Consider the following 14131-nt stretch of genomic DNA (forward strand, 5'->3'; position numbering starts at 1 on the left):
AGCACTCGTTGAGACTGATTCACTTGCACTCAGTGATGCACTCGTTGAGGCTGATTCGCTCGCACTTACTGATGCGCTAGTTGAAGTGGATTCGCTCGCACTCAGGGAGGCACTTGTTGATGTCGATTCGCTCGTACTCAAGGATGCACTCGTCGATGCCGATTCACTAGCACTTACTGATGCACTCGTTGAAGCTGACTCGCTCGCACTTACTGATGCACTCGTCGAGGCTGATTCACTCGCACTCAGTGATGCACTCGTCGAGGCTGATTCACTTGCACTCAGTGATGCACTCGTTGATGCTGATTCACTCGCACTTACCGAAGCACTAGTTGAAGCCGATTCACTCGCACTCAGGGAGGCACTAGTTGAGGCTGATTCACTCGCACTCAAGGATGCACTGGTTGAAGCTGACTCGCTTGCACTCAGGGAGGCACTCGTTGAGGCCGATTCACTTGCACTTACTGATGCACTGGTTGAGGCGGATTCGCTCGCACTCAAGGATGCGCTCGTTGAAGCTGACTCGCTGGCACTTAGGGAGGCACTCGTTGAGGCCGATTCACTCGCACTTACTGATGCACTAGTCGATGCCGATTCGCTCGCACTTACTGATGCACTAGTTGATGCCGATTCGCTCACACTCAAGGATGCGCTAGTTGATGCGGATTCACTGGCACTCAGTGATGCGCTAGCTGAGGCGGATTCACTGGCACTTACTGATGCACTAGTTGAGGCAGACTCACTTGCGCTCAAGGATGCACTGGTTGAAGCTGACTCGCTTGCACTCAGGGAGGCACTCGTTGAGGCCGATTCACTTGCACTTACTGATGCACTGGTTGAGGCTGATTCGCTCGCACTTACTGATGCACTAGTTGAGGCAGACTCGCTTGCACTCAGTGAAGCACTAGTCGATGCAGACTCGCTGGCACTTAGGGAGGCACTCGTTGAGGCCGATTCACTAGCACTTACTGATGCACTAGTCGATGCCGATTCGCTCGCACTTACTGATGCGCTCGTTGACGCGGACTCGCTCGCACTTACTGATGCACTCGTTGAAGCTGATTCACTCGCACTCAGAGACGCACTGGTTGAAGCTGACTCGCTTGCACTCAGGGATGTACTGGTTGAGGCTGACTCGCTCGCACTCAAGGATGCGCTCGTTGAGGCCGATTCGCTTGCACTTACCGAAGCACTAGTTGAGGCGGATTCACTGGCACTCAGTGATGCACTAGTCGATGCCGATTCGCTCGCACTTACTGATGCACTCGTTGATGCTGACTCGCTCGCACTCAAGGATGCGCTAGTTGATGCTGATTCACTCGCACTTACTGATGCACTAGTCGATGCCGATTCGCTCGCACTCAGTGATGCACTGGTTGATGCGGATTCACTCGCACTCAAGGAGGCACTAGTTGAGGCTGATTCGCTCGCACTCAAGGATGCACTGGTTGATGCGGATTCACTCGTGCTTACTGATGCACTAGTTGAAGCGGATTCGCTGGCACTCAGGGATGCACTGGTTGAAGCTGACTCGCTCGCACTCAAGGATGCGCTCGTTGAGGCCGATTCGCTAGCACTTACCGAAGCACTAGTTGAGGCGGATTCACTGGCACTCAGTGATGCACTAGTCGATGCCGATTCGCTCGCACTTACTGATGCACTCGTTGATACGGATTCGCTGGCACTCAGTGATGCACTCGTTGAGGCTGATTCACTCGCACTTACTGATGCACTCGTTGAAGCTGACTCGCTTGCACTCAGGGAGGCACTTGTTGAGGCCGATTCACTAGCACTTACTGATGCACTAGTTGAGGCAGACTCACTTGCACTCAGGGAGGCACTTGTTGAGGCCGATTCGCTGGCACTCAGTGATGCACTGGTTGAAGCTGACTCGCTCGCACTTACTGATGCACTCGTTGATGCTGATTCACTTACACTCAGTGATGCACTCGTTGACGCCGATTCGCTAGCACTTACTGATGCACTCGTTGATACGGATTCGCTGGCACTCAGGGATGCACTGGTTGAGGCTGATTCGCTGGCACTCAGGGATGCACTGGTTGAAGCTGACTCGCTCGCACTCAAGGAGGCACTTGTTGAGGCCGATTCACTAGCACTTACTGATGCACTAGTTGAGGCAGACTCACTTGCACTCAGGGAGGCACTTGTTGAGGCCGATTCGCTGGCACTCAGTGATGCACTGGTTGAAGCTGACTCGCTCGCACTTACTGATGCACTCGTTGATGCTGATTCACTTACACTCAGTGATGCACTCGTTGACGCCGATTCGCTAGCACTTACTGATGCACTCGTTGATACGGATTCGCTGGCACTCAGGGATGCACTGGTTGAGGCTGATTCGCTGGCACTCAGGGATGCACTGGTTGAAGCTGACTCGCTCGCACTCAAGGAGGCACTTGTTGAGGCCGATTCACTAGCACTTACTGATGCACTCGTCGATGCCGATTCGCTCGCACTCAGTGATGCACTCGTTGAAGCCGATTCACTTGCACTTACTGATGCACTGGTTGAAGCTGACTCGCTCGCACTTACTGATGCACTCGTTGATGCTGATTCACTTACACTCAGTGATGCACTCGTTGAAGCCGATTCGCTCGCACTTACTGATGCACTAGTTGATACGGATTCGCTGGCACTCAGGGATGCACTGGTTGAGGCTGATTCGCTGGCACTCAGGGATGCACTGGTTGAAGCGGACTCGCTCGCACTCAAGGATGCACTCGTCGATGCTGACTCACTCGTGCTTACTGATTCACTCGCACTCAGTGATGCACTCGTTGAAGCTGATTCGCTCGCACTTACTGATGCACTGGTTGAAGCTGACTCGCTCGCACTTACTGATGCACTAGTCGAGGCAGATTCGCTCGCACTCAAGGACGCACTAGTTGAGGCTGATTCACTCGCACTCAAGGATGCACTCGTTGATGCAGATTCACTCGCACTCAGTGATGCACTCGTTGATGCTGATTCACTTGCACTCAGTGATGCACTGGTTGAGGCAGACTCGCTTGCACTCAAGGATGCGCTGCTTGATGCAGATTCACTGACACTCAGTGATGCACTGGTTGAAGCTGACTCGCTTGCACTTACTGATGCAGACTTGCTTGCACTCTGAGAAGTACTGATCGAAGTGGACTTACTTGCGCTTTGCGACAAACTTGTTGAAGCTGCTTGGCTAGCCGAAATACTCTGAGAATTGGATTGACTAACCTGCTTGCTGGTTGAAACCGATTGACTATTTGAGATGCTTGCTGCAGTCGATTTTGAAGCACTCGTACTTTGCTGCTTACTGGTCGATTGCGATGCTGAAGTGCTGGTATAGTTACTTGGCTCAATCCCATTAGTTGAAGTTGAGAAGTAATTCTTCTTATCAGAATAGTTAGCCGCATATGGCGTAATTGTGTAACTCAGATCTTTTGAAGTATCAATGCTAAAGGTTATCGTATACCTTGCAGCCACTACACCGTTATTTACATAATTATAATATGTTAGATCCCCATAAGTACTGTTTGAATAAAAGTCATAGCTATTGCTGCCTACCTGATAACTATAAACACCTGTAGCAGTTTTATATACACTACCATCTGATTTCAAAGTCTCTAATTTATAATTGGTAGGATTGGAATATCCCGCTCCCATATTAAATATAGGTGTTGTTGTAGTAGACCCCTGACCAAAGTAAATGGTATCTCCTGAGGAAGAGGGACCACCAGAAAGTTCACCGGTCTGTGGATTTTTAAACGTATAAGTAATGGAAAAAGTTACCGTACCATTAAGATTGTTGGTAGCCTCAACAATGTAGTAGATAGCATTGCCAGACTTATAATCTGTACCCGTTCCATAATAAGTAACCGTTAAGCCATTATTTGAAATCTGAGGTGAACTGGCAGTTGATGTCAGTGTAGCATTCAAACGTAAAAACAGTCTCTTTACTACTGCTTGATTAGCTGCCAAAGTTGACTGATCAATTTGAACAGTTTGTGAGCTGGTAGTAGACGTGCTGTTGCTGATTGATGTCGACAGTGATTCACTGCTATCTTGGCTGTCGACCATCGAATCGCTAATTGACTGACTATCAGATGTCGATGCAGAAGTTGAACTTGTTTCTGAAACTGCTGAATCAGAACCAGAAGTTGAGCTGCTGGTTGACGCCGAAGTTGATGATGATACCAGACTGGTTGACGTACTGATTGACGTCGAGACAGATTCCGAAGTCGAAACCGATGCTGAACTGGAAGTTGATTCCGAAGTTGAGCCAACGACTTGTGATTCAGCGGTATCGGTCGTCTGCTGAACCTGCGTCGTATCAGCATATACATTACCTTGCAGCAGCGTTGTTGTTCCTAAAACCGCCCCAAAAGCAGCCAATCCCTTAGCATAGGAATCGAGCGGCCCACTTAGCGCGTCATCGTCAAATCCCTTCTCTAGCTTAATTTGATTAGTTGAAACCTCTTCTTTTTTGCCAAATTTCATCAGCGAAAAGAACCGAGACAGGCAACTCATCCAACCACGGTGAGTTTTATAAAGCTTGACCTTACTTGCCTCTTTAGCTTCAGCATATTCGCGATTATTCGCTTTTCTCAATCTAAACACCTCTCATGACTACTCTTTTAAATCTCTTTGCTTATCGATGTATAAACATTTATCAAAGATTTACTAGTTGCTTTGAATATAATACAAGAGGTAGCTGGGTAATTTCTCTTATTCAACCGATCTTATACACTCTTTCGCAAGGTTATATTAATCGGTTATTACAATACTTATGTGATTAGAAAGAATTATTATATAGCGTTTTTATGCCGAATCGAGTTACTTTGGTCAACTAAGTGTTTACCAAAATCAGCGAAAATCGTTTTGAATTTGATCAATAAATAGTAAATATCTTCTGTTAATTTGACTTTTCAATTGATATTCAATTTGACCATCCATTAAAGCCAGCATTCTTAATCAAAAAATTTGAAAAAATCAGCGGACTCAAATTTGACATCAATTATCAGTGAGTTTCATATATTTTTCGCTCTTCCAGTCGGCATTAATCTCGTCCACTTATTGAGCTGTCAAAAATCGGAATAGATAGTCTAACCCCACTGACCTTTTGCTTACCCCGTTTTTCAATCAAACATTCCGCTATTGACTACTTTGCCAATTTTATCTTGCTCGGAAGTTATCGTTATATAACCATCTTCACGAAAATTGACATAACCTTATCTCTATGATACAAAAAGTGTTAATTGAAAGATTGGCTTGAAATTATCTTACACAGTCTTTAACGAGGTTAGATAAACAGATTATTACGCCGTTGATGTGTACAAAATAAAGAATTAGTGTCATTTTCCAACGATTGTTAATATATATAATTTACCAGTTGATCAACTAACGATACAATTAGTTTATTAGGTAAAATTATCATCAAGATAAGTCGTGATTTCAATTAACTTTTCACTTGATATTTACACAAGCATACGTTTAAAATAAATTTCAGTTTAGATGTATCTGAAAGGATGAACCGATTATGACCGATATTCGCATTATCAATACCAAAAATCGCATTCGCATTGGGATGATCAATGCATTGAAAGAAAAGCCATTGAATGAAGTTACTACGAAAGACATTATCGAAGCAGCTGAAGTCAGCCGTAAAACTTTCTATACCTATTACAACGATCAAAATGATCTTCTTTTCGAAATTGAAGACGCCATGATCTCAGATTTGGTTGAAGGTATGAAAAAGGACCGGTCAGCAGTTATTCAGCTTGATGAAACTGCTGACCAGGTTGAAATCGCTAAGTTGGCCGACCAAGCCTTTGTCGAAACCGTCAAAGCCTGTGCCAAGCACCGCGAAGTTACTCGGATCTTACTCTCTGCCAATGGTGACATCAATTTTCTTTCTAAAATCAAAAAGGCTGTCTACAATGAACTTCTGACACGAGCTCCTAAACTGGTTGCCGCCAACGACCCGGCAATCCAGAATCTTAAAAAGCAGTTGCCGGTACGGATTCCACTTGACTACCTGTTTGAGATCTACGTTGGCTTGATGGTAAATATTATTCAACACTGGCTGACTTCTGAAGACCCAATTTCACAGCGTCAGGTTCGTGGTATTATGGGTGCGGCACAAATCCTGTCTCCACTGCAGCTGCTTGCCTTTTCCGATCTACCAGAAGATTTGAACGATATTGAAAACTACCAATTCTAAACATACATAAAAAGCAGCCGCTTACTTGCAGCTGCTTTTTTTGTTACATTAGCTGATCATTGGCTAAATCCTTTAACCAGCCTAAATTATCGAAATCACGGCAATCAAACTCCGGCAATTCCTTGCTGTATCAATTAACTTCCGAAACTCAATGTATCTAACATACACTGTCTAAACTATCTATATTCATTTATAATAAGAATTAATGTAAGGCTTTTACATTAAACACTTAAGAAGGTGATAAGGCAATAACTGATGTGTATTCCTGTTTCCTTTTTAAACTTTTTCAAGACTATTGACTGATTGGCGACCCAGCCAACAATGCTTATTCGCCTGCTAAGTCTCAATAGCGTCCAGCTCGGTTTCCCATAATGTGCAAATCCAGCTCCCAAACGGTTTGTTCAAAGTAATTGATTAGAAATCGTCGAGACTCCCATAAATATTTTCCCTTTCTCTAATCTTTACCTCAAGCTGGCCAGATTTCACTTGTTATACTCCCGTAATTATGAAGTCTGCTTCGGTTGATACCAAGGAAATATCGACTTCCTATAACCAGTTATTTAATTTTCTTCCGCAACTGGCATTAACCGAATTTAGTTGAGATCTACAGGCTCGCTTTGCCGATACCTTTTAAAGCAGGCTAAACGCACCTCTAATTTTCGCCTTATTTCAAATCCTCATACTTGAAATGATTGGTGCCACAGTTAGTTTCGTTTACCAATGAGGACATGATTGGTTGGTAAGTCCGCTTAGACATCGATCTCCTCTTAGTCTATACCTTTCGATTCTATAGCGAATTAACTATAAGCGGCTTATCTTGTTGTTAAAGCCGAGAATCATTTTAATCAGTCGGGTTCCGTATCCAGCCTTGATTGAGCACCTCGTTGAAACATTTCTCGCTTTAACAATTAGACACAATCAAAAATCAGTCTATAATAGTAATTTTAAAAGGCTGCCAGCTTTCCTGTTGCCTGGCAGCCTTTTTTAGTTACCCATTTTTAAGCTGCTGACCGATATTTCGGCAAATCTCGTGGTGTTACGGCTCAGTTGATGGTCCCGATTCTGTTCACTTACTCAGTATGTTTGACAATTCATTCTGACAACGAATCGTATGACTTTCAAAACGTGCCAAATCCACCGCCATGAAATGATTGGGACAAGTCTTTATCATCTCAAGTTTTGACGATAATCAACCGACAAGCAGCCTCGTTCCCATTCAAAAATCGCGCGCCCTGCCTTTGACAGCTAGAGCGCACGATTAAGCATTCTAAAACAAATTCAGTTATTTTCCAGTATTGATTACCGGCTGTGTACCGCGTTCACTAATGATTGCTACCATTATATTGTTAATGACCTGCAAACGCTGCTCATCAGTTAGATTCAAATCCGTTTCCTTGGCCAGTCGCTCCATGGCATCTTCCGTGATTGAGACAGCGCCTTCAACGATAATCTTTCGTGCCGACAGAATCGCCGCGGATTGTTGTCTTTGCAGCATCGCACTGGCAATTTCAGTGGCATATGCCAAGTGCGTCAGCCGCGTTTCCAAAATCTGCACGCCAGCCACGTTAAGCCGTTCCTGCAGTTCTTGTGTCAAGCGGTCAGAAACTTCAGTCGGATTCCCACGCAACGTCAGCTTATCCTGCTCATCAAATGTGTCATACGGATATTCGCTGGCAACGTGACGCACGGCAGACTCGCTTTGAATCTCAACGAATTCCTCATAGTCATCAACATTGAACAGAGCCTGCGCCGTATCAACGACTTTAAAGACTACTACGGCTGCGATTTCAACCGGATTCCCTTTTGAGTCATTAACCTTCAAAATCTCGGAATTAAAATTGCGCACTCGCAGGGAAATGCTCTCCTTGTCCGTTAACGGCACTGTCATAAACAAGCCGGCATCGCGAATCGTACCAATGTAGTTACCGAAAAAAGTCAGCACTTTAGCTTCATTAGGCTGTACGATCGTCAATGCTGAAGCGCACAGTGCAGCCAGCAAAATTAAGACGACCCCGACTGCCAGTTCTCCATGCTGCTGACCGGCGTAACCGCGATAGCACAGCCAAACTCCTAAAACCGCGATCGCAATGGCAACGATCAATCCCAGATAGCCATTGACGTGAAATGCCTTTTTCTCTTGCATCGTCATCCCTTCTTTCAGATCAATTCTAGAACAATTATAACCTAGAAACGATTTCCGACAAAATACCAAACAAGCCAACGCTGGATAATTTCCCGGCTGGCATGATGATCCACTGAACAACTCGCTGCTATTCTTAACTAAAATCTGATGAACTTTACCAAATCAATTTGAGAAAGTTTATAAAAAAATCGAGCCAACTAGCAGCTGACTCGATTATGGTATAATATTTTTGTCCAAGAACATTGGCGGTGCTTCGCTTTTCGAAGGGAGCGATGCCAATGAAGGAGTTGAAAAAACGTGCGACGCTTCCCATCATTATGAAAGGGATCCATAAGTGTCAAACCGACATCAAGATGGCGCCAACTTAAAAGGACTTGCCGCTGTTCTGCACGAACTACACGGCTTGCCGATTGGCGTTCAGTACGCAGCCTTGGCCACGGTCGTAATCATTGTGATTGCCTCCCTCATTGCCGGTTGCTACATGGTCAGTCATTTCTGACCAAAAAGAAAAACCATCTTTATGAGTTGCAGCTCTAAGATGGTGTTGTACATTCTTAATTAAGTTTAAAGTGTAAGCACTGTCGATTTTCAAGGACATTCGGGCTAACGTGTTACCAGCGCGTTAGCCTTTTTGTTTACGCCATAATTATAGCTGATTTCAATTGGCATTGCAATTTGAAAACGCCTTGCCAGACCAGGCAAGGCATTTTACCAATTATTATTTTGCCGCTAAGAATAATCAATGTGCCGCTGTTCAAGCAAATCGCTGCCCCAAAGAGTAGCATTTCTCCTAAAACGCAGCTTAATGGTTCCCAATGCTTTATTCTCGCGTGGAACTAAGGTCATGATGTCATAGAATGCAGCTTAATCATTCCCAGCACTTTATTCCCCGTGGCTGAAGAACTGAGCAGCTTTGATCGCACGCTGCCAGCCATGGTAAAGCTGTTCGGCATCTTCACGTTTCATGACCGGCATAAACTCATCGCCCAGTTTGGAAAGTTCTTTGAGCTCGTCTTGATTGTTCCAAAAGCCAACTGCCAAGCCAGCTAAGAAAGCCGCGCCTAATGCCGTGGTTTCTTCCATTTGGGCCCGTTCAATCGGTGTTTGCAGAATATCAGCCTGGAACTGCATTAAAAAGTCGTTGCGACAAGCCCCGCCGTTGACCGTCAGTGCCTTTAGCGGCAAATCGGTGTCTTTAACCATCGTATCAACGACATCCCGCGTCTGGTAGGCGATCGATTCCAGCGTGGCCCGCGTAATGCTTTGACGATTAGATCCTCGTGTCAAGCCAAACATCGCACCACGCACTTCTTGATCCCAGTATGGTGCACCCAGCCCAGTAAATGACGGCACTACATAAACGCCACCGGTTGAGCCGGCTTCAACAGCCATTTTTTCTGACTCGCTGGCCTTGGTAAAGAACTGCAGTCCATCACGCAGCCATTGAATTGCTGATCCCGCTACAAAGATCGAGCCTTCCAAAGCGTAGTTCAGCTGGCCGTTCAGCTCATAGGCAATCGTTGTTAACAGACCGTTTTTCGACAGCGTGGCTTCAGTACCGGTATTCATTACGATAAAGGCACCAGTACCGTAAGTATTTTTGACGGATCCTTTTTCATAGGCAGCCTGACCAAACAAAGCCGCCTGCTGATCGCCGGCCATCCCCGCAATCGGAATCTCGACCCCGAAGAAGTGGTAGTCGCCCGTATAGCCGTACACTTCTGAATTAGAGCGCACGGCTGGCAGCATCTGGCTTGGAATGTCCAACAGCCGCAAAATATCTTGGTCCCATTGACGCGTGTGGATGTTAAACAGCATCGTCCGACTGGCATTGGTAACGTCCGTAGCATGCACGCGACCACCCGTCAGATTCCACAGCAGCCAGGTATCGATTGTCCCAAACAGCAGATCGCCATTGACTGCTTTTTCCCGCGCGCCTGGAACGTGGTCTAAAATCCATTTGATCTTGGTCGCGGAGAAATAAGAGTCAATTACCAGACCAGTTTTTTCGTGAATCAGCTCTTTATAGCCATCCTTGATCAGCTGCTCGGCAATGTCGCTGGTCTGCTTGGACTGCCAAACGATCGCATGGTAGATTGGCTTGCCGGTATGGCGATCCCAGATGACCGTCGTTTCCCGCTGGTTGGTAATTCCAATCGCGGCAATTCGATAAGGCTTGATCTGCGACTTGATCATGACATCAGAAATCACCGATTGGACGCTATCCCAGATTTCCGTGGCATCATGCTCAACCCAGCCTGGATTAGGGAAGTATTGCGGAAACTCCTGCTGAGCCATTGCAATTTCATGTCCTTGATGATCAAAGATAATCGCCCGCGAGCTGGTCGTTCCTTGATCAATTGCCATTATATATTGTTCGTCACTCATGAATTTCAATCCTTTCCGTTATGCGCATTGCGCGGCTTGCCTGGTTGTTCGCCCATTCGTAAGCTGTCGCAGCATGCCAGCTGTTCCCAAGCGCTCGCCAAATCAGTAAGCTGATCAGCTAGTCTGGATATGTTAGTTGGAAGGCTATCCAGCTCAATTTCAACACCGCTTTAGAACGCAAAAAAACCGCTGGCGACCCAAGGCCATTCAGCGGCTAATCGTTTACTTATCGCTGACCATCTTGCCAGCCACACTGTAGCGATCCTTGCGCATTTCGTTTAAAACGATGTGGATTCGTTCTTCAGGAACATTGGCATCCTTAGAAATGGCTGCCGTAACGTCCTTAACCAGGGCCTTTAATTGTTCTTCAGTGCGACCTTCCAATAGATCAATGTGTACCAATGGCATGAAAAATCTCTCCTTTAATCCAATAACTTGGGGCAATCATACCACAATTATCATTGGTTTGGCAACGCTTTACGTGGTCTTAAAAACTACTTAATTAATTTTAAAAACTATTCTTTATTGATGTAGCTACCACCCGTCAATAATTTGTAAGCCGGCATTTAGACAGATGCTGTTGAGCAAGCTGACTAAAAGGTCTTGTTGCGGTTATTACCAGCTCTCTGAAAAGATCCGCAATCTTAAAAGAACCGCTCAACCAGCCGCAGCCAGTTGAACGGTTCTTCTAGTTATTAATGTTTCTTGATCAACAGCCATGCCGCCCCAGCTGCCAGCATCAAGCCGGCCATTTTGTGAAGGTCAGCCTTAACGCCTTTAACCAGCGGCTTTTTACTTTCCAGGACTACTTGAAAATGTTCGCCGTCATACAATGTCTTTTTCAATGATCGACACTTCCTTTTTTAATTGGCTTTTGATTTATGCTTTGCTTTTATTTTACTCCGCCTCGCAAACCATGACGAGCAACAATTGCGTCAAATTTTCTTATTGATAGGCCAAACGACGCAATGTTCGATCTCCAAATATCCAGAAACTATTGCTGGTTTTTTCAAACGGACTTATTTTATGATCGGCTGAGTTAAGGCACCGATTAATCAAGCATTTGTGATCGTTTCCGAGCCAGTTGCCTATCAGTGGCCGCAACATTCCATTCAAAGCCATCATTATGCCATTGTATTCACACTTAGCAATTCATTAGATAAATAAGAATATATTTAATTTATTAAATCACTTGTTTGTTTATTTTAGCTAACAAACGTTGATATATCGGCATTTATAAGCTATGAAGAAATTATCATATCTAATTATTAATAATTCATTGCTACTGCTTGTGCCAATGCAAATCGTTTCTATAAAAGTAATTTTCTCCTTGACCTAATTATCATATGAATGATATTTTTACCAAATGTAAGGGGATGATTACACCATGCTTAGTAAAAACAATCACAATCTGAAAATCAAACAAGCCAGTGATCGTCAATTACGGTTTTCGCTGCGCAAATTCGGTACCGGAATTGTCTCGGTAGCCATCGCCAGTTTGTTCTTTATCGGCAGCAGTGCCATGACAGTCCAAGCCGATACCAATGATGGATCCACGACAACGACTGTCCTGACAGCTAATTCAACTGCTCAATCAACTACTGCTTTCGATGCTTTGCCTCAATCAGCAGTCGCCTCTGACTCCGCTGCTCAGTCAACCACTGCTGACACTGCCAACACCGCGATGAGCAGTTCGGCTGCTCAAAGCACTGAAGCTGATCAAACCATTATCAACTCCAAGCAAAACAGTGCCCAGGCGCCTGCAACGGATAATATTCAGCACGGCATCAACATCACGGCTAACAACCAGACGACTGGATATAGCGGCAGCTCAATTTTAAATGCCAATCAATCCGATGGTACTTTCGACGTCAACACGGTCGTTACCAACAATAATTCTGACAGCCGCAAAGTTGAAGAAATTGTCTTGCTGCCAACGTTTGCCGCCAATAATTCAACAGACGGCAATATGATCAAGCCGGTTATCGCTACCGACAAGATCGGCAGTGGCATTCAATTTACCTCCTCTACCGGCTCCATGCCAGACGATTTGGAAGTCTACTATGCCATCACGGCCGGCGACTTTGAAACGCTGGCTGATTTGATGCAGAATGCAGATTTCTCCTGGGACCAAATCGTTGAGATTCAATTCGTGGCTACTCTGCAAGCTGGTCAATCGCTGACGGCTACCGTTCCAATGAAGATCGCCAACCTGGAACAAATGAAAAAGCAGTTGGCAGCACTGGCGGATGGTAATGCCGATAAAGCGCTCGAACGAGATCTGGCCGCGCGCAATATGACATTTGATGAATATTTCTACTACTGGGATGCGGACGGCAATTTCTATTCTGATGACATCCATTCACTAAACATGCGACTGGCCGTACCAGCAACTGATACCATCAGCGCCATTCAAAACATCAATGGCAGCTACCACGCCGTTATCAAGAATGCCAACGGTCGCTACCAAGACGCGCCAGCTGATATTCAAGCGGCCATGCCTAACGTTTCACCAAACGACGTTACCGTAACCAACTTTACCAATGGCAGTGCGGAAGATACGCTGTTTACCGATGGCTATTTTAGAATCAATGCCATTAATATCTTTAACGCGGTCAAGAACCTTGGCTACACGACCAATATTGCTCCCAACGGCCATGATCTTTGGCAAACGTACAACTACTTCTATTTTGGTACGACTCATCTAGATGGTTCCGCAACCAAACTGTATGTAGAAGTGCAGCCAGTCTTTTTGCTACAGGACGTTACCTTGCCAAGTGGCAGCAGCTGGAATCAAGCGCTGAACCTGCAACAGAATCCAAGCGTCAAGTTCACCAATCAATCCTCAATGACCGTTACCGAGCAAAAGGAATTAGCCTACAGCACGACTGGTGGCGCCGGAACCTACCAAGTCGACACGTCCAACCTGCCACTGGATGCTGATGGCAACTTGACTACGCCAGGTATCTACAACGTTACCTACATCTACCAAATCAATGATCAAGATACCGTTACTGCAACCGCGCAAGTTATCGTGCAGGCAGTCAAAATGATTACGCGGACGATTCACTACGTCGATGGCGATGACAACAATCAAGCCGTCGCAAGTGATGTCGTGCAATCACTGACCTACTATGGAACGCCGACTGATGCCACAGGAACTGAATTCACCTGGCAAGCAGCTGCCGGTAATGAATTTGCCAGCGTTGACTCTCCCGTGGTTGCCAATATGACACCGAATCAGGACACGGTAGCTGCCGCAACGGTTGATGAAAACAGCATGGATTCTGAGATCAACGTTGTCTATCACCATGACCTGACATCCGAAAACGTTCAAAAGACCGTACAGCGGACGATTCACTTTGTTGACGTACAAGGTAATC

At 45.5% G+C, this 14131-nt stretch carries 7 protein-coding genes and 2 pseudogenes; 3 read left to right on the forward strand and 6 right to left on the reverse strand.

Features of this window, described 5'->3' with window-relative positions; translation table 11 throughout:
• Nucleotides 1–2685 (reverse strand): annotated as a pseudogene (locus ACLUWI_RS09400) (hypothetical protein); the annotation flags it as partial.
• A gap of 1680 nt (nt 2686–4365) precedes the next feature.
• Nucleotides 4366–4614 (reverse strand): annotated as a pseudogene (locus ACLUWI_RS09405) (serine-rich glycoprotein adhesin); the annotation flags it as partial.
• 919 nt (nt 4615–5533) lie between these two features.
• On the opposite strand from ACLUWI_RS09405, the gene ACLUWI_RS09410 reads away from it, so the two are divergent.
• The gene (locus tag ACLUWI_RS09410; RefSeq protein WP_412147108.1) at nt 5534–6217 is read left to right on the forward strand and encodes a TetR/AcrR family transcriptional regulator; all 684 of its coding nucleotides are present in this window, start codon (nt 5534–5536) and stop codon (nt 6215–6217) included.
• Between the two features lie 1282 nt (nt 6218–7499).
• On the opposite strand, the gene ACLUWI_RS09415 is transcribed toward ACLUWI_RS09410, so the two are convergent.
• A complete protein-coding gene (locus ACLUWI_RS09415) occupies nt 7500–8360 on the reverse strand; it encodes an SPFH domain-containing protein (protein ID WP_412147109.1) in 861 nt (286 codons plus the stop codon).
• Nucleotides 8361–8694: 334 nt separating this feature from the next.
• Here ACLUWI_RS09415 and ACLUWI_RS09420 point away from each other — a divergent pair, with 334 nt between their 5' ends.
• A complete protein-coding gene (locus tag ACLUWI_RS09420) occupies nt 8695–8859 on the forward strand; it encodes a hypothetical protein (RefSeq protein ID WP_412147110.1) in 165 nt (54 codons plus the stop codon).
• A gap of 383 nt (nt 8860–9242) precedes the next feature.
• On the opposite strand, the gene glpK is transcribed toward ACLUWI_RS09420, so the two are convergent.
• From glpK to ACLUWI_RS09435, 3 genes are all read right to left on the reverse strand, one after another.
• Entirely contained in the window at nt 9243–10748 is a 1506-nt protein-coding gene (gene glpK / locus ACLUWI_RS09425; RefSeq protein ID WP_412147111.1) for a glycerol kinase GlpK, read from the reverse strand.
• A gap of 222 nt (nt 10749–10970) precedes the next feature.
• On the reverse strand, nt 10971–11156 hold the full coding sequence (locus ACLUWI_RS09430; RefSeq protein WP_006499107.1) for a 2-hydroxymuconate tautomerase: 186 nt from the start codon (nt 11154–11156) through the stop codon (nt 10971–10973).
• A 287-nt stretch (nt 11157–11443) separates the two neighbouring features.
• Nucleotides 11444–11593 (reverse strand): hypothetical protein, encoded by a 150-nt coding sequence (locus ACLUWI_RS09435; protein WP_412147112.1) that lies wholly within the window; start codon nt 11591–11593, stop codon nt 11444–11446.
• 542 nt (nt 11594–12135) lie between these two features.
• On the opposite strand from ACLUWI_RS09435, the gene ACLUWI_RS09440 reads away from it, so the two are divergent.
• The coding region (locus ACLUWI_RS09440; protein ID WP_412147113.1) for a mucin-binding protein at nt 12136–14131 on the forward strand (1996 nt) is incomplete at its 3' end.

The organism is Limosilactobacillus mucosae (genome assembly GCF_046939755.1).
In the GTDB taxonomy this organism is placed as follows: domain Bacteria; phylum Bacillota; class Bacilli; order Lactobacillales; family Lactobacillaceae; genus Limosilactobacillus; species Limosilactobacillus mucosae_A.

Coding starts and splice junctions, on each gene's coding strand:
- ACLUWI_RS09410 (WP_412147108.1), top strand. CDS start 5,534: ATGACCGATATTCGCATTATCAATACCAAAAATCGCATTCGCATTGGG.
- ACLUWI_RS09415 (WP_412147109.1), bottom strand. CDS start 8,360: ATGCAAGAGAAAAAGGCATTTCACGTCAATGGCTATCTGGGATTGATC.
- glpK (WP_412147111.1), bottom strand. CDS start 10,748: ATGAGTGACGAACAATATATAATGGCAATTGATCAAGGAACGACCAGC.
- ACLUWI_RS09430 (WP_006499107.1), bottom strand. CDS start 11,156: ATGCCATTGGTACACATTGATCTATTGGAAGGTCGCACTGAAGAACAA.